The sequence below is a fragment of the Stenotrophomonas sp. Y6 genome (genome assembly GCF_022436665.1).
Lineage (GTDB): Bacteria > Pseudomonadota > Gammaproteobacteria > Xanthomonadales > Xanthomonadaceae > Stenotrophomonas > Stenotrophomonas acidaminiphila_A.
The window spans coordinates 73005-97662 of sequence record NZ_JAKUKB010000004.1; the positions used below are offsets into that span (position 1 = coordinate 73005).

The 24658-nt window shown below is 65.6% G+C and carries 23 protein-coding genes, 1 pseudogene and 1 riboswitch; of the genes and pseudogenes, 15 read left to right on the plus strand and 9 right to left on the minus strand.

What is annotated here, in order from left to right; translation table 11 throughout:
- Positions 1–15 precede the first annotated feature (15 nt).
- From MKP15_RS06140 to MKP15_RS06150, 3 genes are all read left to right on the plus strand, one after another.
- The gene (locus tag MKP15_RS06140; RefSeq protein ID WP_240212122.1) at positions 16–450 is read left to right on the plus strand and encodes an EamA family transporter; all 435 of its coding nucleotides are present in this window, start codon (positions 16–18) and stop codon (positions 448–450) included.
- 67 nt (positions 451–517) lie between these two features.
- Positions 518–2515: a M2 family metallopeptidase gene (locus MKP15_RS06145; protein ID WP_240212123.1), complete on the plus strand. Its 1998-nt coding sequence runs from the start codon at positions 518–520 to the stop codon at positions 2513–2515.
- Positions 2516–2683: 168 nt separating this feature from the next.
- The gene (locus tag MKP15_RS06150) at positions 2684–3031 is read left to right on the plus strand and encodes a hypothetical protein (protein WP_240212124.1); all 348 of its coding nucleotides are present in this window, start codon (positions 2684–2686) and stop codon (positions 3029–3031) included.
- A gap of 128 nt (positions 3032–3159) precedes the next feature.
- Here MKP15_RS06150 and MKP15_RS06155 read toward each other — a convergent pair.
- Positions 3160–3411, minus strand: a pseudogene (locus tag MKP15_RS06155) (transposase); the annotation flags it as partial.
- A 387-nt stretch (positions 3412–3798) separates the two neighbouring features.
- Here MKP15_RS06155 and MKP15_RS06160 point away from each other — a divergent pair.
- The 4 genes from MKP15_RS06160 (at position 3799) to MKP15_RS06175 (ending at position 6193) form a co-directional block, all read left to right on the plus strand.
- Positions 3799–4200 carry a putative quinol monooxygenase gene (locus MKP15_RS06160; protein WP_240212125.1) on the plus strand — a complete coding sequence of 134 codons (402 nt, stop codon included), beginning with the start codon at positions 3799–3801 and terminating at the stop codon, positions 4198–4200.
- Between the two features lie 189 nt (positions 4201–4389).
- A complete protein-coding gene (locus tag MKP15_RS06165; RefSeq protein WP_240212126.1) occupies positions 4390–4947 on the plus strand; it encodes a dihydrofolate reductase family protein in 558 nt (185 codons plus the stop codon).
- 83 nt (positions 4948–5030) lie between these two features.
- Positions 5031–5330 carry a hypothetical protein gene (locus tag MKP15_RS06170; RefSeq protein WP_240212127.1) on the plus strand — a complete coding sequence of 100 codons (300 nt, stop codon included), beginning with the start codon at positions 5031–5033 and terminating at the stop codon, positions 5328–5330.
- 500 nt (positions 5331–5830) lie between these two features.
- The gene (locus MKP15_RS06175) at positions 5831–6193 is read left to right on the plus strand and encodes a GFA family protein (RefSeq protein ID WP_104939275.1); all 363 of its coding nucleotides are present in this window, start codon (positions 5831–5833) and stop codon (positions 6191–6193) included.
- Between the two features lie 85 nt (positions 6194–6278).
- Here the strand turns inward: MKP15_RS06175 and MKP15_RS06180 are convergent, their stop codons facing one another.
- The gene (locus MKP15_RS06180) at positions 6279–6695 is read right to left on the minus strand and encodes a hypothetical protein (RefSeq protein ID WP_161613473.1); all 417 of its coding nucleotides are present in this window, start codon (positions 6693–6695) and stop codon (positions 6279–6281) included.
- A gap of 80 nt (positions 6696–6775) precedes the next feature.
- The gene (locus MKP15_RS06185) at positions 6776–7999 is read right to left on the minus strand and encodes a multidrug effflux MFS transporter (RefSeq protein WP_240212128.1); all 1224 of its coding nucleotides are present in this window, start codon (positions 7997–7999) and stop codon (positions 6776–6778) included.
- Positions 8000–8279: 280 nt separating this feature from the next.
- Positions 8280–8388: riboswitch (glycine riboswitch) on the plus strand.
- Between the two features lie 104 nt (positions 8389–8492).
- On the opposite strand from MKP15_RS06185, the gene gcvP reads away from it, so the two are divergent.
- The 3 genes from gcvP to MKP15_RS06200 all read left to right on the plus strand — a co-directional run bounded on the left by gcvP (position 8493) and on the right by MKP15_RS06200 (position 12212).
- Complete coding sequence (gene gcvP / locus MKP15_RS06190; RefSeq protein WP_240212129.1) at positions 8493–11378, plus strand: aminomethyl-transferring glycine dehydrogenase; 2886 nt, start codon at positions 8493–8495, stop codon at positions 11376–11378.
- A gap of 176 nt (positions 11379–11554) precedes the next feature.
- Entirely contained in the window at positions 11555–11776 is a 222-nt protein-coding gene (locus MKP15_RS06195; RefSeq protein ID WP_104939279.1) for an AbrB/MazE/SpoVT family DNA-binding domain-containing protein, read from the plus strand.
- 7 nt (positions 11777–11783) lie between these two features.
- A complete protein-coding gene (locus MKP15_RS06200; protein ID WP_240212130.1) occupies positions 11784–12212 on the plus strand; it encodes a type II toxin-antitoxin system death-on-curing family toxin in 429 nt (142 codons plus the stop codon).
- Positions 12213–12368: 156 nt separating this feature from the next.
- Here MKP15_RS06200 and MKP15_RS06205 read toward each other — a convergent pair whose 3' ends face one another.
- On the minus strand, positions 12369–13097 hold the full coding sequence (locus tag MKP15_RS06205) for an AraC family transcriptional regulator (protein WP_199776714.1): 729 nt from the start codon (positions 13095–13097) through the stop codon (positions 12369–12371).
- 155 nt (positions 13098–13252) lie between these two features.
- Between MKP15_RS06205 and MKP15_RS06210 the strand changes: the two genes are divergently transcribed.
- Complete coding sequence (locus MKP15_RS06210; protein ID WP_104939282.1) at positions 13253–13441, plus strand: hypothetical protein; 189 nt, start codon at positions 13253–13255, stop codon at positions 13439–13441.
- A gap of 89 nt (positions 13442–13530) precedes the next feature.
- On the opposite strand, the gene MKP15_RS06215 is transcribed toward MKP15_RS06210, so the two are convergent.
- Positions 13531–14328 (minus strand): hypothetical protein, encoded by a 798-nt coding sequence (locus MKP15_RS06215; RefSeq protein ID WP_240212131.1) that lies wholly within the window; start codon positions 14326–14328, stop codon positions 13531–13533.
- Here MKP15_RS06215 and MKP15_RS06220 point away from each other — a divergent pair.
- Positions 14327–14527 carry a DUF6616 family protein gene (locus tag MKP15_RS06220; protein WP_240212132.1) on the plus strand — a complete coding sequence of 67 codons (201 nt, stop codon included), beginning with the start codon at positions 14327–14329 and terminating at the stop codon, positions 14525–14527. The genes MKP15_RS06215 and MKP15_RS06220 overlap by 2 nt on opposite strands.
- 53 nt (positions 14528–14580) lie before the next feature.
- On the opposite strand, the gene MKP15_RS06225 is transcribed toward MKP15_RS06220, so the two are convergent.
- Entirely contained in the window at positions 14581–15207 is a 627-nt protein-coding gene (locus tag MKP15_RS06225) for a hypothetical protein (protein WP_240212133.1), read from the minus strand.
- Between the two features lie 304 nt (positions 15208–15511).
- On the opposite strand from MKP15_RS06225, the gene MKP15_RS06230 reads away from it, so the two are divergent.
- Together MKP15_RS06230 and MKP15_RS06235 are read left to right on the plus strand one after the other, a co-directional pair.
- Complete coding sequence (locus MKP15_RS06230; protein ID WP_240212134.1) at positions 15512–15898, plus strand: nucleotide pyrophosphohydrolase; 387 nt, start codon at positions 15512–15514, stop codon at positions 15896–15898.
- 146 nt (positions 15899–16044) lie between these two features.
- Positions 16045–17748: a DUF2075 domain-containing protein gene (locus MKP15_RS06235; protein ID WP_240212135.1), complete on the plus strand. Its 1704-nt coding sequence runs from the start codon at positions 16045–16047 to the stop codon at positions 17746–17748.
- Between the two features lie 712 nt (positions 17749–18460).
- Here the strand turns inward: MKP15_RS06235 and MKP15_RS06240 are convergent.
- Positions 18461–18910, minus strand: coding sequence for a hypothetical protein (locus MKP15_RS06240; RefSeq protein WP_240212136.1), 450 nt, complete (start codon positions 18908–18910; stop codon positions 18461–18463).
- A gap of 403 nt (positions 18911–19313) precedes the next feature.
- Between MKP15_RS06240 and MKP15_RS06245 the strand changes: the two genes are divergently transcribed.
- Entirely contained in the window at positions 19314–22580 is a 3267-nt protein-coding gene (locus tag MKP15_RS06245) for a DEAD/DEAH box helicase family protein (RefSeq protein WP_182334920.1), read from the plus strand.
- Positions 22581–22828: 248 nt separating this feature from the next.
- Here MKP15_RS06245 and MKP15_RS06250 read toward each other — a convergent pair whose 3' ends face one another.
- Together MKP15_RS06250 and MKP15_RS06255 are read right to left on the minus strand one after the other, a co-directional pair.
- On the minus strand, positions 22829–24121 hold the full coding sequence (locus MKP15_RS06250) for an adenylosuccinate synthase (protein WP_056931330.1): 1293 nt from the start codon (positions 24119–24121) through the stop codon (positions 22829–22831).
- A gap of 231 nt (positions 24122–24352) precedes the next feature.
- The gene (locus tag MKP15_RS06255; protein ID WP_240212137.1) at positions 24353–24538 is read right to left on the minus strand and encodes a DUF2065 family protein; all 186 of its coding nucleotides are present in this window, start codon (positions 24536–24538) and stop codon (positions 24353–24355) included.
- Positions 24539–24658: the final 120 nt, after the last annotated feature.

Genomic DNA, 24658 nt, shown 5'->3' on the forward strand with positions numbered 1-24658 from the left:
TTGCGAGAACCCACCATGGCCACCTTTCCGCAATGGCTGCCCTGGGCGCTGCTGTCGGCGGCCTTCGCCGCGCTGACCGCGATCTTCGCCAGGCTCGGCCTGCAGCAGGTCGATGCCGACCTGGCGATGCTGCTGCGTACCATCGCCATCGTCGCCGTGCTGGGCCTGTTCGTGGCTGCCACCGGCAAGTGGAGCAACCCGCTGGCGCTGCCCGGCAGGACCCTGCTGTGGCTGCTGCTCTCGGCGCTGGCCACCGGCGCCTCGTGGCTGTGCTACTTCCGCGCCCTGCAACGCGGTCCCGCCTCGCAGGTGGCGCCCGTGGACAAGCTCAGCGTGGTGCTGGTGGCGGTGTTCGCCTTCGCCTTCCTGCACGAGCGCCTGGCATGGCGCGAATGGCTGGGCGTGGCGATGATCGGCGGCGGCGTGCTGCTGATGGCACTCAAGCGCTGACCCACCCCCTTGCCGCGGCCGCCGCGGCCCTCTAGCCTTCGCCGATCCAATACCACCGGGGAATCGCGTGAAACAACGTCACCTGCTGTTGGCCCTTGCCGTGAGCGCCGGCGTGCTGTCGCTGGCCGCCTGCAAGAAGGAAGCCGCCACCGACACCGCTGCACCGACGGCACAGGCCGCGCCGGCCGAAAGCGCCGACCAGTTCGTCGCCCGGATCAATGCCGAGTTCAAGGCGATGTACCCGGAAATGACCTCGGCGCAGTGGCTGTCGTCCACCTACATCAACGACGATTCCGCGCGCGTGGCGGCCAAGGCCAACGAGCGCTGGCTGACCACGCTCAACGGCTGGATCGAACAGGCCGGCAAGTACGACGGCCAGCCGATGAGCGAGGACACCCGGCGTGCCCTGCACCTGCTCAAGCTGATGACCGCCATGCCCGCCCCGCGCGACCCGGCCAAGCTGGCCGAGCTGGCCGCCATCGCCACCAAGCTGGAGGGCGACTACGGCGCCGGCACCTACTGCACCGGCGAAGGCGACCAGCAGAACTGCCGCCAGCTCGGCGAGCTGGAGCAGGTACTGGCGCGCTCGCACGACTACGACAAGCAGCTCGACGCCTGGCAGGGCTGGCACTCCACCGCCGTGGCCTCGCGCAAGCCGTACCAGCGCTTCGTCGAACTGGTCAATGAAGGCGCGCGCGAACTGGGCTATGCCGATGCCGGGCAGATGTGGCGCAGCGGCTACGACATGCCGGCCGAACAGGTTGGCCCGGAAACCGACCGCCTGTGGGAGCAGGTCAAGCCGCTGTACGAACAGCTGCACTGCTACACCCGCGCCAAGCTGGACAAGGAGTACGGCAAGGACAAGGCCGAGGTCGGCGGTGGCCTGATCGCCGCGCACCTGACCGGCAACATGTGGCAGCAGGACTGGAGCAACCTGTGGGACCAGCTGCAGCCCTACCCCGGCGCCGGCAGCCTGGACATCACCGCCGCGCTCGAGAAGCAGCACCAGGGCAACCTGAGCGCGGCGCTGGCCAAGGCCGGCGCCAACGCCGACGTCGCCGCCCGCTTCAAGGCCCAGCGCGAGGCCGAGCTGGCCACCGCGCGGCAGATGACCGAGCGCGCGCAGGACTTCTACGTGTCGCTGGGCATGCCCAAGCTGCCGCCGAGCTACTGGCAGAACACCCAGTTCATCAAGCCGCTGGACCGCAACGTGGTCTGCCACGCCAGCGCCTGGGACATGAACATGGGCGGCGACGGCAAGGACGTGGGCCCGGATGTGCGCACCAAGATGTGCATCACCCCCACCGAAGAGAACTTCACCACCATCTACCACGAGCTGGGCCACATCTATTACGACCTGGCCTACAACCCGCTGCCGCCGCTGTTCCAGGGCGGTGCCAACGATGGCTTCCACGAAGCCATCGGCGACACCATCGTGCTGGCGATGACCCCGCAGTACCTGAACTCCATCGGCCTGGTCGACAAGCCGCAGGAAAGCCGCGAGGCCACCATCAACGCGCAGATGCGCATGGCCCTGAGCGGCGTGTCGTTCCTGCCGTTCGGGCTGATGATCGACCGCTGGCGCTGGGGCGTGTTCGACGGCTCGATCAAGCCCGAGCAGTACAACCAGAAGTGGTGGGAACTGAAGGCCCAGTACCAGGGCGTGGCCCCGGCCAGCGCACGCGGCGAGGAATTCTTCGACGCCGGCGCCAAGTACCACGTGCCGGGCAACACCCCGTACCTGCGCTACTTCCTGGCGCGCATCCTGCAGTACCAGTTCTACAAGGGCCTGTGCGACGCCGCCGGTTACACCGGCCCGCTCAACCAGTGCACCTTCTACGGCAACAAGGAAGCCGGGCAGAAGTACTGGGCCATGCTCAGCAAGGGCGCCAGCCAGCCGTGGCAGGCCACGCTCAAGGAACTGACCGGCACCGACAAGCTCGACGCCGCGCCCATGCTGGAGTACTTCGCCCCGCTGCAGGAGTGGCTCAAGCAGCAGAACGAAGGCCAGATGTGTGGCTGGCAGGCCGGTCCCGCGCAGCCGGTGAAGCCGGCCGCGCCGTAACCCCGGTTCCGGTTCAGGCATCAAAACGAAGGGCGCCGGCAAGGCGCCCTTCGTTCACCTCCTTCCGCGCATGCAGCGCATGCCAACGCGACGCCCCGTAGACGCCCCATGACCGACTCCCCCGCAAGCAGACCACCCGAGCTGCCCCGCGCCCAAGCCGCGCCCGGATTGTCCAGAGACACCGTGTGGCTGCTCACCGGCCTGATCGCCAGCGTGCTGGCCGCCGTGGCCATCAGCGTGATTGGCATGGTGGTCTACCCGCAGTTCACCGACACCTTCACCGCGTTCACCCTGCGCGGCACCGACCTGCCACTGCCGACCCGGCTCGCCACGCGCTTCTACCCCGCCATCTGGCTCGCCCCGGCGCTGGTGCTACTGATCCGGCTGTGCTGGCCGGGCAAGGCCAGCCGCGCGATCGCCGCGGGGGTATCCGGACTGCTCATCCTGATCGTGGGCGTGCCGCTGGCGCTCGTTTCGGCCTACCTGCCGATGATCCAGCTGATGCCGGTGTTATAGGCGCGTCCGGGGGCCAGCTCGCGCCGCCTGGGGCGGGTGCCAGGTGCAGGGCAAAAGCCGGCAGCCCGATGGCGTGACAACGAAAGGCCGGTGCGTTGCAACGAAGGGAGCCGATGCGGCCATCCCTTTCTTCGCAGGGCGTCCTTGAGGACGCCGTTCTCGAACAACTGTTCGGCCAGCAGCTTCCTCAACCACCTGTTCTCGGCCTCCAGCCCCTTGAGTTGCTTGACCCCCGGCGCGCTCATGCCGCCGAACCTGCTGCGCCGCAGGTAGGATGCCTCGCTGAATCCATACCGCCGGCACAGGTCCTTCACCGCCATGCCCGCTACAGCCTCACGCGGGAAGCCTATGACCTGCTCTTCGGCAAACCATCTCTTCACATCCAATCTTCACCTAATTGGAAATTGGACTCCAAATCGTCGTGCTACCCAAAGAGGGGGACATCGCGGCCACAGACTGGCCTCCACCGGGCGCAGGGCATTGCCGTTGATGCGGGCCCCATACGGACACAAGCGCACGCCAGGGCGAGGGATCGACATACAGGGTGTCCGCACTCTTCGTACTCGTGGCTTTTCATCGCTCGCGACTCATCGCGACATTTGCGGCGCCGGGTATTACGGGCTTGCGGTCAACGGGTGGCAGTACAATGGCTGCGTGCACCCTTGACGCATGTTTGCCTCACTGGTGACCAACGGGCAGAGGCCCAACAATCCGGCGCCCCGAACCCGCTTCGCAGCTCTGTCTTACCCAGACATCAGGCGCACCCCATGAAAGATGTCAGCCGCCGCGAATTCCTGCTTGCCAGTGCCATGGGCGTTGCCTCATCGGCACTACCTTCAATCGCCACCAGCGCGGAGAAAGCACCAATGTACGGTCTCATTGGAAAGATCGACGTCGTACCGGGCCAGCGCCCTGCGGTCGTTGCCGCACTACTTGAAGGCGTGAACGCCATGCCCGGCTGCCTGAGCTATGTCGTGGCTGAAGACCCGGCAGATGCCAACGCGATCTGGGTGACTGAGGTCTGGGACAGCAAGGAGCATCACGCGAATTCGCTGACGCTCCCTGCCGTGCAGGACGCCATCAAGCGAGCCAGGCCATATATCACCGGCTTCAGCGAGCATGTTGAAACCAATCCAGTCGGCGGTCGTGGTCTCGTAGCCACAAGGTGAGCCGCGCGGCCGTTCGTCCAGGCCGACGCTCCGCGGCACCAGGTATGAAGCAGGGTTGAAGTTCGCCAGGTACTTGTATCCAGCGCTACCAGAGGCCGTATCTGCAACCCGGCGAGTTCGCATCTATCATGCAAGCGCAGCAGCAGGTAGGCAGAACAAGGTCACCACGCACCGCGCACGGAGGGCACCATGGGACTTCTGATCTTCAGCATGAACCTCACCCTGGACGGCTGCATCGACCACCGCGAGGGCATAGTCGACGACGAGACGCATGCCTTCTTCACCCGGCTGATGGACGAGAGCGGCGCGATGCTGTGGGGGCGTGTCACCTACGAGATGATGGAAAGCCACTGGCCGGCAGTGGCCCGCGGCGAGGTGGAGGCGCCCGCATCGATGCGCGAGTGGGCGGTCAAACTGCAGGCCAAACCGAAGTACGTGGTATCGGCGAAGCGAACGGATTTCTCCTGGGCGAACAGCCACCGCATCGCCGGCGATCTGCGCACGGGCGTGCAGCAACTGAAGGACGCCACGCCGCGCGGAGTGCTCCTGGGCAGTGGCATGTTGGCGAACGCGCTGGACCGGCTGGACCTGATCGATGAGTACCGGTTCCTCGTCCATCCCAGGATCGCCGGCCATGGTCCCACCCTGTACGCGGGTGGGCTGCCCGCCTCGCGACGACTCGAACGGGTGTCGGCGCAGCCACTGCGCTGCGGCGCGGTCGCCCTGCACTACCGTCGTGCATGCTGAGCCGGGACCTGACCGTGGCAGCTCGACGCCCATTGCCATCGCGACCCCGTCGCGGCCCGGCCCAGCGCTGACGCAGGCGTCCCATGCGCAAGGCACAGTTCGCCGCCGTTTTCTCCCTCGCATTCTTCGCGCTTGCAGGCGGGTGCCTGATTCTTGCGGGGCACGGATTCACCACGTCGAACAAGCGCGGCCATTGGTCGGTCTTCGTACCCGCCCCGCAGGCCTATGTGATGGCGGCCATCATGTTCGTGCTGTCATTGCTGGGCGGGGTCTGGCTGCTGCAGCAGGCACGCGCCCCGCACCGGGTGTGGATGATGGCCGCGGCGGGGTATGCCGGCACTGCCTTCCTGCTGACCAGGGCATGGGCGCACTGGCTTCACTGATTGTCGTCCGCGCGTGCGCCCGTTGCCTGGATGAGGAACGCGATCATCGCCGTGGATGTCCGCCAACGGGCGGCGCTTCCCGTGCAGGTACCCGCCCCAGGGCGTGCGGGTTGGCGGCGGCCGGAAACACGTCCAGCGGTGGGCCATCGCCCATGTCTGGGCAACGCCGTGCCGGTGTTTCCCAGCCCGCTGGGTTGGTCAACGCTGATACCCGGGACAGGCCAAACCTGAGTCGTTCCGGCACCTGTGCCAACGCCGGCAGCTTCCGCAGCGCGACGTGGCGCGCGGGTATCCGGCGGCTCCCGGAGAAGGAACGGGCTACGCGTCGTGGCGATCCCCATACCGCGGTCGCGGGCTTCGCCGTGTGACGCAACAGAGGGCCGGCGCTGGCACGCAATGCCCGGGCATCTGCTGCCGGGCTCCGGTGTGCGCCGGCCCGCGCGACCGCCCGGCCCGGTTGGCGTTAGTCTGCCCCGACCACTCGCCCTTCAACTGCCCACATGTCCACCCGCCCCCGAACCACCTGCACCGGCAGCTGCCACTGCGGCGCCGTCCGCTTCGAGATCACCAGCGACTTTCCCGAGCTCACGACCTGCGACTGCTCCATCTGCCGCCGCAAGAACGCGTTGATGGTGAAGGTGCACGAAAGCGACTTCCGCCTGCTCGCGGGCCAGGAGCAGCTGTCGGCGTATCAATTCCACACCTTCACCGCCACGCACTACTTCTGCCGGACCTGCGGCATCTACCCGTTCCATCGCAAGCGCGTCACCCCGGACCACTACGGCATCAACGTGTTCTGCCTGGAGGATTTCGACCCGGCCGGCATCCCGGTGCGGGCCACGGTGGGCGCCGGCATGGCATAGCCCGGCCAGCCCACCGCCGCGCGCTGCCGGTGGAAACAACAAGGGCGCCACCCGGCGCCCTTGTCCGTTCACCCGCATCAACAACTCAATGCGTGGCCACGGCGTCCTTCGCGCCGAGGCCCAGCTCCGTGGCCAGGTTGCGCTTCCAGGTGTCGAAGTCGATGCCCTGCTCCGCCGCCTCGGCATGCGCGGCGTCCTTCAGCGCATCGGAGTACATCAGCCGCACCGGGGTGCCGCTGCGTTCGTGCAGTTCGGCAGCCTGCATGATCAGCGCCAGCACGCGGGCGGCGCTGGAGGTTTCGCCGGCGATCCTGCCGTCCATGCCCAGCACCCACTCGCCGTCGCGGCGGACGATGCCGGCCAGCAGGGTGCGCTGCTGGTCGCGCAGTTCGGCGTGCGGTTCCACCGCGGGCTTCGGCGCCGGGTTGGCCGCGGCCTGGTTGCGCTCGCGCTCGGCCAGCTTCTTCTTCGCCTCGCGGCGGCCCTTGGAATGGATGGACATGGTGGCAGCTTCCGGTGGCGGCCATGCTGGCCGGTAGGGGGAGAATGACGCAGTCGGGGTGAGGCGGGAATGGAGGCCGGCTAGACGTGCATGTGCGGGCCGGCCAGGTGGCGCTCGCGGCGGTGTTCCCAGTACCAGAACGCGAAGCCCAGCAGCATGAATCCGGCCATGCCCAGCGCCAGGTGCAGCGGCCTGCCGCTGAGCAGCGGCGACACCACGCCGGCCACCAGGGTGCTGATCATCAGCTGCACGAAGGCCTGCAGCGACGAGGCCAGGCCGCGCTGCTGCGGGTACATGTCCAGCACCGCCAGCGCCAGCACCGGGAAGATCAGCGCCATGCCCAGCCCGCCCAGGAAGATGGGCAGCACCGCCCACGGCAGCTGCAGCTGCACCACCGAGGCGGCGTAGGCGATGTTCAGCGCCGCCGACAGCGCACAGCAGGCGAAGCCGATGCTGATCTGCCGCACCGGCACGGTACGCCCGGCCATGCGCCCGGACAGGAACGCGCCGGTGGTCATGCCGCCGATGGTGGGAATGAACAACCAGGCAAAGCCGCCCTCGCCCAGGCGCAGGTGCTGCATCACGAACACCGGCGCCGAGGAGATGTACAGGAAAATGCCGCCGAAGTTGACGCTGCCAGCCAGCGCCAGGCGCAGGAAGCGCGGGTTGAAGCCGATGCGCAGGTAGTCGCGCAGCAGGCCGCGCGGCGACAGCGGCGTGCGCGCCGTGGCCGGGTGCGTTTCCGGCAGCCAGCGCGCGGTAGCGGCGACCAGCAGCAGCGAAAACACCACCAGGAACCAGAAGATCAGCGGCCAGTCGCCGCCGCCGAGCAGGATCCAGCCGCCGATGATCGGGGCGATGGCCGGTGCGATGCCGAAGATCATCGACACCTGGCTCATCAGCCGCTGCGCGTCCGGGCCGTGGTACAGGTCGCGGATCACCGCGCGGCCGACGATCATGCCGACGCCGGCGCAAACGCCCTGCAGCGCGCGGAACACCAGCAGCGTGCCCAGGTGGGTGGACAGCGCGCAGCCGACCGAGGCGGCGGTGAACAGCACCAGCCCGCCCAGGATCACCCGCTTGCGCCCCCAGGCATCGGACAGCGGGCCGTGCGCCAGGCTCATCAGGCCGTAGAACAGCAGGTAGACGCTGATGGTCTGCTGCACCGCCACCTCGTCCACCGCCAGCTCCCGCGCCAGCAGCGGGAACGCCGGGAAGATGGTGTCGATGGAAAACGGCCCGAACATGGACAGCCCGGCGAGCAGCAGGGCCAGGCGGCGGGTGGACGGCGAAGCGGTGGTCATGGCGTATCCGGCGGGGCGTGCGCGGCGACGCACGACGGGCGCCGGCCCTGTGCGGGCGGCGCCTGGGAACAACGGGAAGCCGCACATGATAGGCCCGCCGCCGCCGCGACGCCACGCGCACCGGTGCCCGGCACGCGCCGGCGGCGTGGCCCGTTCAGCCTGGCGACCGCGCCGGCCGCCCGGGGCAACGGCTATAATCGGCGCGCTACACGGTGGGAGAAGCGGTTCATCGCTGCCGAAGGCGCAAACGCCCGCAATCGCTCAGGCCCGATACCACCTGCGTCAAAACTCTGGAGAGACCGGTTCAATCCGGCGCCGAAGGTGCACGAGGCGCGCGACCCGCAGGTCGCGCCTTCCAAACTCTCAGGCAAAAGGACAGAGGGGCACGAGGCGAGCCACCGGCTTGCCGGCCGTGGTGCCGCGTGCGCGGAACCGCTGCCGGAGGGCATGCGGCCGCCGCCCCAGCCCCGCACGCCACCTCCGGACGTCCGTCATGCACCAGAACACGCCTTCGCTGCGCGAACTCGAACACGCCTCCGCCTTCGTCGACCGCCATATCGGCCCCAACGATGCCGAAATCGCGCAGATGCTGCGCGTGGTCGGCCATGACTCGCTCGACGCGCTGACCGACGCCATCGTCCCCGGCGCGATCAAGTCGCCCGCCCCGCTGGCCCTGCCCGAGTCGCTGACCGAAGTGCAGGCGCTGGCCAGGATCCGCGCCATCGCCAGCAAGAACAAGGTGCTGCGCAGCTTCATCGGCCAGGGCTATTACGGCACCCATACGCCGAACGTGATCCTGCGCAACATCCTCGAGAACCCGGCCTGGTACACCGCCTACACCCCGTACCAGGCGGAAATCTCGCAGGGCCGCATGGAAGCGCTGATCAACTTCCAGCAGATGGTCGCCGACCTGACCGGCATGGAGATCGCCAACGCCTCGCTGCTGGACGAAGCCACTGCTGCGGCCGAAGCCATGACCCTGGCCAAGCGTTCGGCCAAGTCCAAGTCGGACGTGTTCTTCGTGCATGACGCGGTGCACCCGCAGACCCTGGAGCTGCTGCGCACCCGCGCCGAGCCGATGGGCATCACCCTGCGCGTGGGCACCCCGGCCGAAGCGCTGGACGCCGACTGCTTCGGCGTGCTGCTGCAGTACCCGGACACCTTCGGCCACATCGGCGACCACAAGGCGCTGGTCGAGGCCGTGCATGCCCGCCAGGGCCTGGTGGCGGTGGCCACCGACCTGCTGGCACTGACCCTGATCACCGCCCCCGGCGAATGGGGCGCGGACATCGTGGTCGGCAACAGCCAGCGCTTCGGCGTGCCGTTCGGCTTCGGCGGCCCGCACGCCGCGTTCATGGCCTGCCGCGACGCCTACAAGCGCTCCATGCCGGGCCGCCTGATCGGCGTGTCGGTCGACGCCGAAGGCAAGCCGGCCTACCGCCTGACCCTGCAGACCCGCGAGCAGCACATCCGCCGCGAGAAGGCCACCTCCAACATCTGCACCGCGCAGGTGCTGCTGGCGGTGATGGCCTCGATGTACGCCGTCTACCACGGCCCGGAAGGCCTGACCCGCATCGCCCGCCGCACCCACCGCCTGGCCACCCTCCTGGCCGCGGCGCTGCGCGGCAACGGCGTGGACGTGGGCGAGCACTTCTTCGACACCCTGCACGTGCGCAACGTCGACGCCGCCGCGCTGCAGGCCAAGGCCGTGGCCGCCGGCTACAACCTGCGCGTGATCGACAGCGCGGCGGTGGGCATCAGCCTGGACGAAACCGCCACCCGCGATGACATCGTGGCGCTGGGCGCGCTGTTCGGCGCCCGCGTCGACGTGGACGCGCTGGACGCGGCCACCGCCGACGCGCTGCCGGCCGGCCTGGTGCGCCAGTCCGCGTTCCTGACCCACCCGGTGTTCAACACCCACCACAGCGAGCACGAACTGCTGCGCTACCTGCGTTCGCTGGCCGACAAGGACCTGGCGATGGACCGCACGATGATCCCGCTGGGCTCGTGCACCATGAAGCTCAACGCCACCGCCGAGATGATCCCGGTGACCTGGCCGGAGTTCGCCAACATCCACCCGCTGGCCCCGGCCGACCAGGCCCAGGGCTACAAGGAGCTGATCGACGGGCTGGAAGCGATGCTGGTGGAATGCACCGGCTACGACGCGGTGAGCCTGCAGCCGAACTCCGGCGCACAGGGCGAATACGCCGGCCTGCTGGCGATCCGCGCCTACCACGCCTCGCGCGGCGAGGGCCACCGCGACATCTGCCTGATCCCGGATTCGGCGCACGGCACCAACCCGGCCTCGGCGCAGATGTGCGGCATGAAGGTGGTGGTCACCAAGACCGACGCCAACGGCAACGTCGACGTCGAGGACATCCGCGCCAACGCCGAGAAGTACAGCGACCGCCTGGCCGCGATCATGATGACCTACCCGTCCACGCACGGCGTGTTCGAGGAAGAGGTGGTGGAGATCTGCCAGATCATCCACCAGCACGGCGGCCAGGTGTACACCGACGGCGCCAACATGAACGCGCTGGTCGGCGTGGCCAAGCCCGGCAAGTGGGGCTCGGACGTATCGCACCTGAACCTGCACAAGACGTTCTGCATCCCGCACGGCGGCGGCGGCCCGGGCGTGGGCCCGTGCGCGGTCAAGTCGCACCTGGCGCCGTTCCTGCCGGGCGCGCTGGTCGCCGACGGCCTGCGCACCCAGGGCGTGGGCAACGGCGCCATGGTCTCGGCCGCCACCTTCGGCAGCGCCTCGATCCTGCCCATCAGCTGGATGTACATCGCGATGATGGGCGCGGCCGGCCTGCGCAAGGCCACCCAGGTCGCGCTGCTCAACGCCAACTACATCGCCAAGCGCCTGGCCCCGCACTACAAGACCCTGTACACCGGCCGCAACGGGCTGGTGGCGCACGAGTGCATCCTCGACGTGCGGCCGCTGGAGAAGACCTCCGGCATCGGCGCCGAGGACGTGGCCAAGCGCCTGATCGACTTCGGCTTCCACGCCCCGACCCTGAGCTTCCCGGTGGCCGGCACGCTGATGGTCGAGCCGACCGAAAGCGAATCGCAGTACGAACTGGACCGCTTCATCGACGCGATGATCCAGATCCGCGAGGAAATCCGCGCGATCGAGGACGGCCGCCTGGACCGCGAGGACAACCCGCTCAAGCACGCCCCGCACACCGCCACCGCGGTGTCGGCCAGCCAGTGGACCCACGCCTACCCGCGCGAGCTGGCGGCGTTCCCGCTGCCGTCGCTCAAGCAGTCCAAGTACTGGCCGCCGGTGGCGCGCGTGGACAACGTCTACGGCGACAAGAACATCATGTGCGCCTGCATCCCGGTGGATGCCTACAAGGAAGACGTCGAGGCCTGACCGGGCCGCGACACAAGGTAAAAGGCAACGGCCCGCGCAAGCGGGCCGTTTGCTTTGCGGCCGTACTTCTGACGGGCACATGCGGCGCGCGCCTACGGCCGGCGCACCCGGTAGTCCGCTTGTCCACCCGGCCACCCGGTGATAACGTCCGTTATAACAAACAGCAGAGTCCCACCATGAAGCTCAAGATCACCAGCATCGGCAACTCGTCCGGCATCATCCTGCCCAAGGAACTGCTTGCACGCCTGCGCCTGGAAAAAGGCGACGAGCTGCATGCGCTGGAAACGCCCGACGGCATCCGCCTGACCGTATTCGACCCGGAGCTTGCCGCGCAGATGGAGGTGGCCGAGGCGATCATGCGCGAAGACCGCCAGGTGCTGCACAAGCTGGCGCAGTGAGGCGGCCATGATCCGCTGGATCAGCAAGCCACTGGCACTGGCCATCCACGACCGCCAGCTCGCCGAACATGGCGGCGGCATCGGCGTGCGCGACGACGCCCTGCTCGACTCCGCGCTCGCGCGCGCGCAGCAGCTGCACGCCTATGGCGAGCCACCGCCAGACCTGGCCGATCTTGCCGCCAGCCTGGCCTACGGCCTGGCGCGCAACCATCCGTTCGTCGATGGCAACAAGCGCACCGCGCATGTCTGCTACCGCGTGTTCATCGCCCTCAACGACGGCCAGCTGACCGCGACCGACGAAGAGAAGTACATCGCCATGCTGGGCCTGGCCGAAGGCGCCACCAGCGAAGCCGAGTTCGCCGCCTGGCTGCGCCCGCGCATCCGCATCGACGCCGGCGGCCAGGTGCAGGAACCGCGCGCGGGCTACGCCGGCTGAAGCGCGGCACCACCGCCGCGCCCCCGCCCATCACCGGCCCCAGCAACCGCTCTTCTTCAACCCGGCATCGGCTTGTGGCGTGCGCCCACGCGCAGCCTGCCTCTTTGCCTGCATAGCCGCAGGCTGGAACCCTGCGCCGCAGCGCACAGCCGGACGTCACTCCGGCGCGGCGGTTTCCTGCTGCCGCGCCGCGATCATCGCCCGGTACTGGCGTGGGGCCATGCCCACCTCGGCCTTGAACTTGCGGGTGAACGCGCTCTGGTCGGTAAAGCCGCAGGCCTGGCCGATGCTGGCCACGCTGTCCTGCCCGTGCAGCAGGTGCAGGGCGATCTGGATGCGCAGGCGCGTGAGCACCTGCTGCGGCGTCATCTGGAACACCTTGCGGAAACTGCGCTCCAGCTTGCTCAGCGAGAACCCGGTGATGTCCAGCAGGGTCTGCATGCGCACGTTTTCAGCGTAGTGCGTGTTGAGGTAATCCAGCGCCAGCCGCAGCGGCTCGTACTGCGATTCCAGCCCGCCGCGCTGGCCCAGGTCGCGCGAGATGCCAATCAGCCCCACCACCCTGCCGTTCTCCACGATGGGCCGCTTGCAGGTCAGGCACCAGCCCGGCTGGCGGTTGGCGAACAGCTGCAGCTCCATCACGTTCTCGATCACCTCGCCGCCCAGCACGCGCGCGTCCTGGGCCACGTAGGCCTCGCTCATGCCCGCCGGGTACAGCTCGTCGGCGCGCTTGCCGATGACCTCGCCGCGCGACTTCACCCCCAGCCGCTGCATCATCGTCTTGTTGACGTGCGTATAGCGGCCCTGCACGTCCTTGGCGAAGAACAGCACGCTGGGAATGGCGTCGAACAGGGCTTCGATCTCGGCGGGGTCGATACGCATCAAGCATGGGTCCGGCAGCGGAGCAGTCCCCGCATTCTAGCCAAGCCCCCCGCCAGCGCCGGGCACGGGCTGGCATAACACACCGGCAACGGCCGCTTCACCTTCTCCCCGCGCCGCCCGGCCTATACCTGCAGGCCCACACCCACGGGAGTACCGCCATGACCCAGGGCGACAAATCCAGCTACACCGACAAGCAGAAGCGCCAGGCCGCGCACATCGAAAAGAGCGAAAAAGCCCGCGGCGCCAGCACCCGAACCGCCGAGCGCATCGCCTGGGCCACGGTCAACAAGCACGATGGCGGTGGCAAGAAATCCGGCAGCGGGCGCAAGCACCACACCAGCCACTGAACGCGCCACTGCGGCGCCGGCCCTGTGCGGCCATGCGGCAGCGGGCACGTAGTGGCCCTGCCCCGCCGGCCGTGACCGGGCAGCCCGGCTCAGCGCGTCGCTGGCGTCGCCGCCGGTGCCGGTGCCGCTGACGGTGCCGCCACCGCGGCGTCGCGCGCTCCCCTGGGCGCGGCCTGCACCTGCCGCACCGAGGTAATGGGCACCGCTTCGGCGCGGCGCTGCGCCGGCCACCACAGATAGACAAAGGCGCTGCTGGTACCCAGCAACCGCGCCTGGCCCGGCCGCGGCGCGGCGTCGCCGATCATATGCACCTGTACCGGCGTGCCGCGGCCCTTCTCGCGCACCAGTTCGCCCTTGGTCTGCATGTACACCGCCGAGCCCATCAGCATGAACGACGCCACCACCAGGCTCACCCCGGTGATGGGGTGGATGCCAATGCCGTCCCAGGTCATGATCCGCGCCTGCGGAAACGCCATGCGCGCCCACCAGCGCCGCCGGCGCAGGTCGGCCACATAGTCCGGGTAACGGCGGCGCAGCGCCTCCGGCCAGCTCACCAATACCGCCAGCAGCACGCCGATGGCGAAGATCAGCACACTGCCCGGGTCGCGCAGGCCCGCCACCAGGTAATCGCTGGCTTGCAGGTAATCGGCAATGGTGATGCCGAAGCCGTGGTAGAACCACGCGCTCGACCACAGCCCCAGGAACCCCACCAGCACATACGCCGCTGAAAACATCAGCGCCGGCTCGCGGCACCCGCGCCGCCACAGGTTCAGCACCCACGATTCATCGCCCGTGCCCACATCGGGAATCGGCGACCAGTTCATCGGCGTGGCGGGCGGCGCGCCGCCCGGCGCCGCCTGTTTGTCGTCGTGCTCTGCGTGCGTCATGCGCTCCCCCTTGTGCTACGGCAGCATCGCCTATTTGCCCCGCCCGAGGGAAGCGACGCCGGTCCCCGACACGCAGGCGCGCGACGCCCTGCCCGCCGGCATCCACGCCAGCGGCGGGTACACCTACTTCGACCACATCAACGCCGCCAGCGACGAAAGCGGCTTCGCAACGCACCTGCAGCAACTGGCCGCGGCCTGAGCCCACGCCGGCGCAGGGCCATTGGCCGTGCGCCCCGCGCGTGCTGCGCTCCCTCAGTGCAGGGAATCGCCGTATTCCAGCTCCGCCTCCACCCGCACCGGGTCCCGCGACACCCTTGCCGGCAACGCACGCGGCACCGCATACACCGCCCGCGCCTCCTCCACCCGCAGGCTCGCATCCGCGCCGGCTGCCAGCCGCTGCGTTTCCACCGCATCCAGCACACCACGCATGGCCGCCGCCGCATCGAACACCGCGCGGCCCATCGACGGCACTGTGCCGCCCGCCCACCCCGCGGCATCGCCGGTGGCCAGCACATCGCCCTGCGCGGCCAGCGTGCGCACCCAGCCATCGAGCGCATCCACCTGCGCCAGCGTGACGCCGAAGGCGTAGCCCTGCGCCTGATCCGCCGCATCGCGCGCAGGCACGCCCGCCTGCGCCGCACGCCGTGCGGGCCACGACACCTCGTCCAGCACCAGGTCCACCTGGTCGCCCAGCAACTCCAGGCAGAACGCCACCTCGGCCAGGCGCACCTCGCGCGCCGGCTCGCCCGCCGCATCCGCCAGCGGCTGCATCAACCGCAGCAGGAACTTGATGTGGTCGCTCAGCCGCACCAGCCGCTGCTGGCTGTCTTCGGGCAGGTAGTAGCCCGGCCGCTCATCGTCCAACGTGTGCTTCGCCATCGTCGCCGCCTCCTTCCATGAAGTGGCCGTCCGCCGCGAACGGCGGACGGGAAGTCGGGAGGCTAGAAACCGCAAACAGACGGCGGGCTTATTCCCCTTGCGGGTGTTGTATTCACCGCCCTCCCGACGCAGGCATCGCGTCGGTTGTACCTGCACAGCAGGCACAAAAAACCCACCGGTTTGTCGGAGGTGGGCACCGCTGTTTGAGGAGTTTCTAGGCTCCGTGGCCCAGCATGCGAGCAGGCCCCACCGGGGTCAATGGCGGATTACCATTATCAGGAATTTCCTACAGCAACTCGATGCCATGCCCGACGCCCTCCATGAACTCCAGTCTGCCATGCGCCAATTTGCGCAGGAGCGCGACTGGGAGCAGTTCCACAGCCCCAAGAACCTTGCCATGGCCCTGAGCATCGAAGCCGGCGAGCTGATGGAGCACTTCCAGTGGCTCACCGAAACCCAGAGCCGGAACCTGAGCGACGAGCGCAAGGCTCAAGTCGGCACGGAAATTGCCGATGTCCTGCTTTATCTGCTGCGCCTGTGCGACGTGCTGCAGATCGACCCGGCTGCCGCCGCGCGCGGCAAACTCGCGCTCAACGCGAAGAAATACCCGGTTGAACTTGCAAAAGGGCGCAGCGACAAGTACACCGAGCTTCACGGGAGCGGGGAAACATCAGGGAAAGATCCAGCGTGATTGTCTATCAGTCCACAAGGGCCGGATTCCTAAGGGATTCGGAAGAAAGCGCCATCGAGGAAATCGTCGCGCAGGCCTTCCTTCAGAAGACCAAGCGGTATGCCCCGACCCCGGAATTTCACGCATGGCGCCATTCGCTGATGCAGATGGTGGACGTGCTAGCCGATGACGAGCTGCCCGATGACATGGGCGTGGGCATCGAGTTCGGCATTCCCTACAGCAACAAGCGCATCGATTTCATTCTGAGCGGTCATGCCGCCGACAGCGACCCGCGCGCGATCATCGTCGAACTCAAGCAGTGGTCCGAGTCCAGGGCCACCGACAAGGACGGCATCATCCTTGCCCAGCGCGGCGGCCCGGCAGAAAGCGAAGGCATCCATCCCAGTTACCAAGCCTGGTCCTATGCCGCGCTGCTGGAAGGCTTCAACGCGGCCGTGCACGAAGGAGGCATCCAGCTCAAACCCTGCGCCTACCTACACAACCACGTCCACAATGGCGGCGTCATGGATCCACGCTATGCCGCCCACCTGGACAAGGCGCCGGTGTTCCTGCGTGGACCGAGCGAAAAGCAGAAGCTGCGCACCTTCATCAAACAGCACGTCAAGCGTGGCGACAACGCCGAGCTGCTGTACCGCATCGAAAACGGCCGCGTGCGCCCTTCCAAGATGCTGGCCGACAGCGTTGCCGGCATGCTCAAGGGCAACAAGGAATTCGTCCTGATCGACGACCAGAAACTGGTCTACGAAAACTGCCTCGCCCGCGCCGCACAGGCCAGCGACACCCGCAAGCAGGTCGTCATCGTCAAAGGCGGCCCGGGCACCGGAAAATCGGTCGTGGCCATCAACCTGCTGGTCGAACTGACCAAGCGCGGCCTGACCACCAAGTACGTTTCCAAGAACGCCGCACCACGCGCCGTCTACGCGCAGAAGCTGGCCGGGCATATCCGCAAGTACGAAATCGCCGGCCTGTTCACCGGCTCCAGTGGTTTCCATACCACCGAACCCAACACCTTCGACGTGCTGGTGGTGGACGAGGCCCACCGCCTCAATGAAAAGAGCGGCCTGTACGGCAATCTCGGCGACAACCAGGTCATGGAGCTGATCCGCAGCGCCCGTTGCACCGTGTTCTTCGTCGACGACGACCAGATAGTCACCCTGTCCGACATCGGCCATACAGAAGAACTGTGCCGCTGGGCCGCCTACTTCGACGCCGAGGTCAGCCTGCTCGAACTGTCGTCCCAGTTCCGCTGCGCCGGCTCGGACAGCTACATCGCATGGCTGGACAACCTGCTCGGCATCCGCCAAACCGCCAATACCGACTTCGACCGCGGCGCCTTCGAATTCGGCATCGTCGACTCCCCGCGCGACCTGCACCAACTGATCCGCGAAAAGAACCGCGCCAACAACAAATCGCGCATGGTCGCCGGCTACTGCTGGGACTGGAAGAGCAAGAAGGACCCCAACGCCTGGGACATTGAAATCCCCGAACACGACTACCGCGCCCAATGGAACCTGGGCAGCGACGGCAGCCTGTGGGCCATCGCCGACAACTCCGTCGAGCAGGTCGGCTGCATCCACACCAGCCAAGGCCTGGAGATGGACTACGTAGGCGTGATCATCGGCCCCGACCTGGCTTGGCGCGATGGCCGGATCGTTACCGACCCCAGCAAGCGCTCAAAGCAGGACCGTTCCATTTGGGGCTACAAGTCGCAGGCCAAGAGCAACCCCGAGGTTCATAACCGGGTGGATCGGATCATCCGGAATACCTACAAAACACTGATGAGCCGAGGGATGAAAGGGTGCTATGTCTATGTCAGTGACCAAGCATTGAGAACGGCGATATCGGAATGAGTGCTTTCGACCCAAAGCGGAAATCGTTCTCGAAACACCTGAGCTGATCCGAACTCCAAAGCCGGTTTCCGCTAACCCTTGTAGTGCTCGACGTAGAGCCCCAAAGTTGCCAACGACGCATACACGGCGGACCCAGCGCTAGTTGCGTACAAGACAAAGGGAACCGGAGGATCGCAGGGAACGGTTGCGATGAACCACGGAGCTGAGCTCATCATGGGTGACCTGAAGAATCCTAGCTCCCTACGCATACCTAGCGCCTCGCGGACGTACGCCTTGTGCCAGCCGCCAGTCTTGCACGAGGCCCCAAGAAGTAGCTCCGTAAATGCAGGATAGCGACGGCTCGTAATCGGACGATATACACCGACGTCAATCTCGTGACGGTCAGCCGCTTTGACCATCGTCGCGCCTTTCAAGCTATGGCTTAGCGTGGTGACCTGCACTGAAACCCGAATCTCGAGCTTCTCGGTAGACGTAGATCCACTGATGTAATCGTGTTGCGGATGGTTTGCTTTGCATGGAGCCCCTCCAAATGTCAGGACGCCTGCCTTCTTGGGGGTACACGTGAGCTTGTAGCCCGCACTATCGATGATTCGCAGAAGCCTGAGCAGTACCCGAAGTTCGTATGCCTTTCCTTGCGCGTAGGGAGACCCGCTCGCCTTCGCACGCGCAATGGCTGCTTTCACAGCCTTTAGGATTGCTAACTTATTGATCGTCACAGTCGTGGCCCTCGTGGCGCGTGCTCCTCGCGAGGGTCGTCCGGTGGCAGATATCGGGCGATATAGGCCTCAAGATCTGCCTGCTCGTCATCTGTCAAACCCCGGGGTGATACAGTTGGTAGACGTGACCGGATTGAGCGAACACGGCGTCCTTCTGGCGTCTCAACGGTGTAACAGACGTCCTCTAGTCCGGTGAGACCTTCGACCAGCCCCCCGATCTCATCCAAGGTTTGCGAGAGTGCGTCTTGGGTCGTCACAGGTCTAAAATCGAGAACCGCCGCAAGCGCGGCTGCAGCCTGCGCGTTCGTGTCGTCCTCGTAATCCGACATCGCTTGGACAATCGCGGAGCGAAGCGATTTAACAATTTGTGGATCAAGCTCAGACGCGAGGGCTAGCGCCTTCGCTATCTCCCTAATTACCTCTTCGCCGCCTTGATCTTCTGCCATTCATGCCTCCACAGCTGTAGACATCAACGAACCGCGCGGGGTGAACCGCCAGGACACCCCAAATTCAATTGCCGATGGTTGCCGTCGGCCATATTCCTTAAGAGTAACGCACAGCGCGATTTAGTTCCATGAGCGGATCGCGTTGGCTGTATTACGAAGTGTGCGAGGAGGCGGAAGCTGGATAGGGTGGCTGAATTGAACCATCAGGCACTTAGGCCTGAGTTCTGGTGCAGATTGACGATATGACTTCAAGGCGCGTACGGGCTGCGAAAAGCACCGATTTAAGCCGGAACCGACCTTTTCCCCCTATTAATTTGATCCGCTTTTGACCGCAGGGCGTCATACGACCCAAAGTGGACATGAGTTAATCTGGGTGTGACGACCGCAGGTTAGGGGCCTGGTTATGATCCAATTGCCGCCTTTGGTAGTGAACAAGCCGTTTCCGAAGGGACGGGTTCGACACGTCTTGCGACAGGGTGCCGAGGTAGAAATTCTGGAACGACGCGAAGTGCGGATTACGTCGAGAACCACACTGCCAGTCCTGCATTTGGCGAACGGCGACCGAGTGCTGGTGACCTCGAGGCCGAACATTGATCGTCCAGCCAGCGTTGATGGCATTCTGAAGGAACGTCCCGAAGGCGGCTATCAATGGAGGAGTCACCGCCTGCTCGAAGGGTTCGATGCAAGGGTTGCGCAAGTCGGTTGGCCCTGCGTGGCCAAGGAGATTGCGACCTCGTGGGATGGGCGACTGTCCTTCCGGTCCGAGGTCAAACAGGAAGATGGAACCATATTGCCGGGTCAGGAGGGATTGAGGCCGCCGCAACTAGGTGCGTTGCATGCCATCGGGGCGCACTGGAGCCTGGGACATCAGCCAGCGACGATCGTCATGCCAACCGGTACGGGCAAGACAGAGACAATGCTGGCTGCCCTTGCCGCTTTTGGGCGGTCACCATTGCTGGTCGTGGTCCCGTGGGACGCCCTTCGAGCCCAGACTGCGCAAAAGTTCCTGTCATTCGGGTTGCTCAGGAAACTCAAGGTGCTGCCCGAAGACGTACCCAATCCCATCGTCGGGGTCATCAACAAACGCCCCCAGACAGCCGAAGACCTTGAACTGATAGCGGCATGCAATGTCGTGGTAGTCACGGCCAGTGCGCTCGGCATGGGTGCGGAAACCACGATCCTAGATGCGTTGGCACAAAGTTGCAGTGCACTAATTTTAGACGAAGCACACCATGTTCCAGCATCCAACTGGACGCGGGTCAGGGATGCATTCAAGAACGTTCACACGCTCCAGTTCACGGCGACTCCTTTCAGACGCGATGCGCAGCTGGTCGACGGAAAGGTCATATTCAACTACCCGCTCAGTCAAGCACAGCAAGACGGCTACTTCAAACCGATCCGGTTCGAGTCCGTCTTCGAAGTCCGCGGGACGGTGCGGGCTGACCGGGCCATTGCCGAGGCGGCCATCCAACAGTTGAGGGAGGATCTGGACGCGGGATATGACCACCTGCTCATGGCCCGGTGTGAGGGCATCGGACGTGCCGAGGCAGTGGAGCAGATCTATCGGGAATTGGCCCCCGACTTGGAACCGGTCCTCATTCACTCGGAGAGCCCTGTCGCTAATGCCAGGGTCGAAGAGCTGAAGGCGGGTCGGTCCAAGATCGCAGTCTGCGTGAACATGCTCGGAGAGGGGTTCGACCTTCCCCGCCTGAAGGTAGCGGCGATCCATGATATGCACCGCAGCCTAGCCATCCTGCTGCAATTTACCGGTCGGTTTACCCGGGTCGCGGGCCAGAACATCGGGGATGCCACCGTTGTCGCGAATATCGCCGACACACGGGTTTCCGGTGCACTGGAACGCCTGTATAGCGAAGATGCCGACTGGAACAAGTTGCTGAGCGAGCTCAGTTCGGAAGCAGCGCAAGACCATGCGGAACTGATCGAATTCCTCCAATCGTCGCAGCGACTTGACACGCCGTCGACCGACGATGTTTCCATCTCGCACAAGCTGCTCCGCCCGATCTTCAGCACGGTTGTCTTTAATTCAGAACAATTCGTTCCCGCCAGATTTCACTTGGGCCTCGGCAAGGAGCGTCATGTCCATGCCGTTTGGCTGCATGATGAAACGAAGACCTTGTACTTCGTGACAAGGAGTGAGCCTCGCCTGCGCTGGATGCAATCCAAGGAAGTTCGCGATCGGGAATGGGCTCTGTTTGTGCTCCACTACCACGCGGATGCGCGACTGCTGTTTCTATCATCGACAGATCATGGCTCCATATTCCAGGAGCTGGCTCAGGCTGTTTCCGGCGAGGTGACGCTGATCAGTGGCGAACAGGTGTTTCGGTCGTTGGGCCGCATCAACCGTCTCATGTTCCAAAGCCTGGGCGTAAAAAAGCACGGCAGGCGGAACTTGAGCTTTGCCATGTACACCGGAGCGGATGTCGCGGACGCGTTGGGAGTTTCCGAGCGTGCTGGTTCCGTCAAAAACAATGTGAGCGGAACGGGTTGGGAAGAAGGAAACAAGGTCGCGATCGGATGTTCCTATAAAGGTCGCGTATGGTCGAGGGAACAAGGCTCCATTCCTTCGCTTATCCAATGGTGCAAGGAGATTGGTTCGAAGCTCGTGGACGATACGATCAACGTCGCCGACATCATTGCAAACGTCCTCGTCCCGCAGGAAATCGATGGAATCCCCGATGAGGAAGTGCTTGTCGTGGAGTGGCCGGCAGAGCTGCTAGGCGTATCGGTGGAACGGGTCGTGTTTGCCTCTGGAGACGCTGAGTGGCCGCTCTATCTGGTGGACATAGAATTCCGCGATAAAGAAGGGAGCAGCTTACGATTTGAGCTCAGGACCGACGATGTTCCTGACTTGGCCGCCTTCACGTTAACGGTTGGAGGTGAATACGGATTTCAGGTTCGCCAGACAGGCGGGGACGAGCTATCCATCAAGATAGGAAATCGCGATTACGGGGCATCCCAGTACTTCAGCTCGTACCCGCCCCTGGTCCGCTTCGTAGATCTTTCTGAGTTGGACGGGAATCTCCTGATCAAGCCCCAAGATCCGCGAGAACTACAGCTCGATGCGAGCCAGTTCGAAACATGGGATTGGCAGGGGGTGGATTTGACGGTCGAGTCACTGTGGCGGAATGGACAAATGCGCATGGACTCAATCCAGTGGAAGGCCGCGCAGCATTTCATCCAAGGTGGTTTCGACGTTGTGTTCGACGACGACGCAGCGGGCGAAGCGGCCGACCTAGTTTGCCTTAAGGAAGAGCCGGATCGCATCCGTCTGGTGCTGGCCCACTGCAAATTCTCGGGGGGTCAGACGGCTGGCGAACGCGTCAAGGACGTGGTCGAAGTTTGCTCACAGGCTGTGCGCTCAGCGAAATGGAAGTGGCGCTTCAGGGATCTTGGCCAGCACATCAACAGCCGGAATCAGAAATTGGCGACAAATGTTCGACCGAGCCGGTTCCTCGCGGGCAGTCCTACAGAGTTGAACAACATCGTGAAGGCCTACCGATTCAAACGCGTTGATGCGGAAATCCTCGTGGTGCAGCCGGGCCTGTCATTGGCAAACAGGACGACCGACCAAGACATGGTGATCGCCTCGGCGGCAACCTATTTGAAAGAAACCATTGGTTGCGACCTTGGGGTCATTTGCAGCACGTAAAGGATGCCGCCTTAAATGGTCTAGATGTCTGCTACTGGTCGAGAGCGGGTATTACTTTGATGATTTCTTGTGATTCCCGCCAATTCCCTGACGTGCAAACTGGCAAATGAAAGCCTCCAAGTCGGCGCCAAAGGACCGCTCCATTATTTTTTTAAGAAGCAGCAACAAGAAGCCCCGCAAATGCGGGGCTTCTTGGTTAAACATCATCATTTCGGAGCTAGTGACCTAGCTCCTACGGGGCTAACGCCTCAACCCCACGGATCCTGCAACACCATGGTGTGGTCGCGGTCCGGACCGGTGGAGACGATGCTGATCGGGCAGCCGGCCAGTTCTTCCAGCGCGCGCAGGTAGGCGCGGGCGGCGGGCGGCAGCTGGTCCCACTCGGTGATGCCGTGGGTGTTCTCGCTCCAGCCCGGGAATTCTAGGTACACCGGGGTGCACTCTTCCCAGCCCTGCGCGTCCAGCGGGGCGTATTCGGTGCGCTTGCCGCGGTATTCGTAGGCAATGCACACCTTGAGCTTTTCCATGCCGTCCAGCACGTCCAGCTTGGTGATGCACAGGCCGGTGATGCCGTTGATGGCCACGGCGCGCTTGAGCGCAACGATGTCCATCCAGCCGCAGCGGCGCGGGCGGCCGGTGGAGGCGCCGTACTCGGCGCCGCGGTCGCGGATGCCTTGGCCGATTTCGTCGTCCAGTTCGGTCGGGAACGGGCCGCCGCCCACGCGGGTAGCGTAGGCCTTGGCGATGCCCAGCACGTAGTCGATGGCGTCGGCGCCCACGCCGGCGCCGGCCAGCGCGCCGCCCACGGTGGTGTTGGAGCTGGTGACGTACGGGTAGGTGCCGTGGTCGATGTCCAGCAGCGCGCCCTGCGCGCCTTCGAACAGCACGCGCTTGCCCTGCTTGCGCAGGTCATGGCAGATGCCGGCCACGTCACTCTTCATCGGCTCGACGTATTCGCCAAAGGCCAGCGCTTCGGCGTAGACGCTGTCGAAATCCACCGGCTCCACGCCCAGGTACTTGGTGAGCACGAAGTTGTGGTAGTCCAGCGCGGTGCGCAGCTTTTCGGCCAGCTGTTCCGGGTAGTGCAGGTCGGCGATGCGGATGCCGCGGCGCGCCACCTTGTCTTCATAGGCCGGGCCAATGCCGCGTCCGGTGGTGCCGATGGCCTTGCCGCCGGCGGCCTTTTCGCGCGCCTGGTCCAGGGCAATGTGGTACGGCATGATCAGCGGCGCGGCCGGGGAAATCTTCAGGCGCGAGCGCACTTCCACGCCGGCCGTTTCCAGCTCTTCGATTTCCTTGCGCAGCGCGGCCGGGGAAATCACCACGCCGTTGCCGATCAGGCACAGCGCGTCGTCGCGCAGGATGCCGGATGGAATCAGGTGCAGGACGGTCTTCTTACCGTTGATGACCAGGGTGTGGCCGGCGTTGTGGCCGCCCTGGAAACGCACGACGGCACCGATTTCCTCGGTGAGCAGATCGACGATCTTGCCCTTGCCTTCATCGCCCCACTGGGCGCCGAGAACAACAACTGATTGACCCATGGCGGGTGAACTCCTGAGTTGGCTGCGGCCATCGGGGCCGCGGACGGGACCGCGCGGGGCCGGCGGGCCTGCCGGGGTGGCGCTCCATCGGGGAGTGCCGGGCAAACGCCAGGGCCTTACACGGAAAAAGCCGAACGGGAGTGCCCCGGCCGGCTTTTCTGGATTATCCGGGTTTTGCCTGACGGCTACCACCCCCGCCGGCCCCGGCCGGGGCGGGCGGCCGGCCGCGGTTCAGTGACGCAGCCACCACAGCGCGGCCAGGCCGATGGCCAGCAGCACCGCGCCAGACTGGCGCAGGGCCGCGGCGGGCAGTTCCAGAAGGCGCGCGGCCATGCGCTTCCACGCCAGCGGCGCGGCGAACAGGAGCAGGCCTTCGAGGATGGCGACCAGGCAGAGCGCGGAGAAGAGGTCTTGCATGGGGATGGCGAGGCGGGGGAACACCGCGGCCGGGGGTGCATTGCAGTGCAGCGCCGCGGCCGCGGCTTCCTGTGTCCTGTAAGGGCCCGGCCCCTGCCCTCTCCCGGCGGGAGAGCGGCG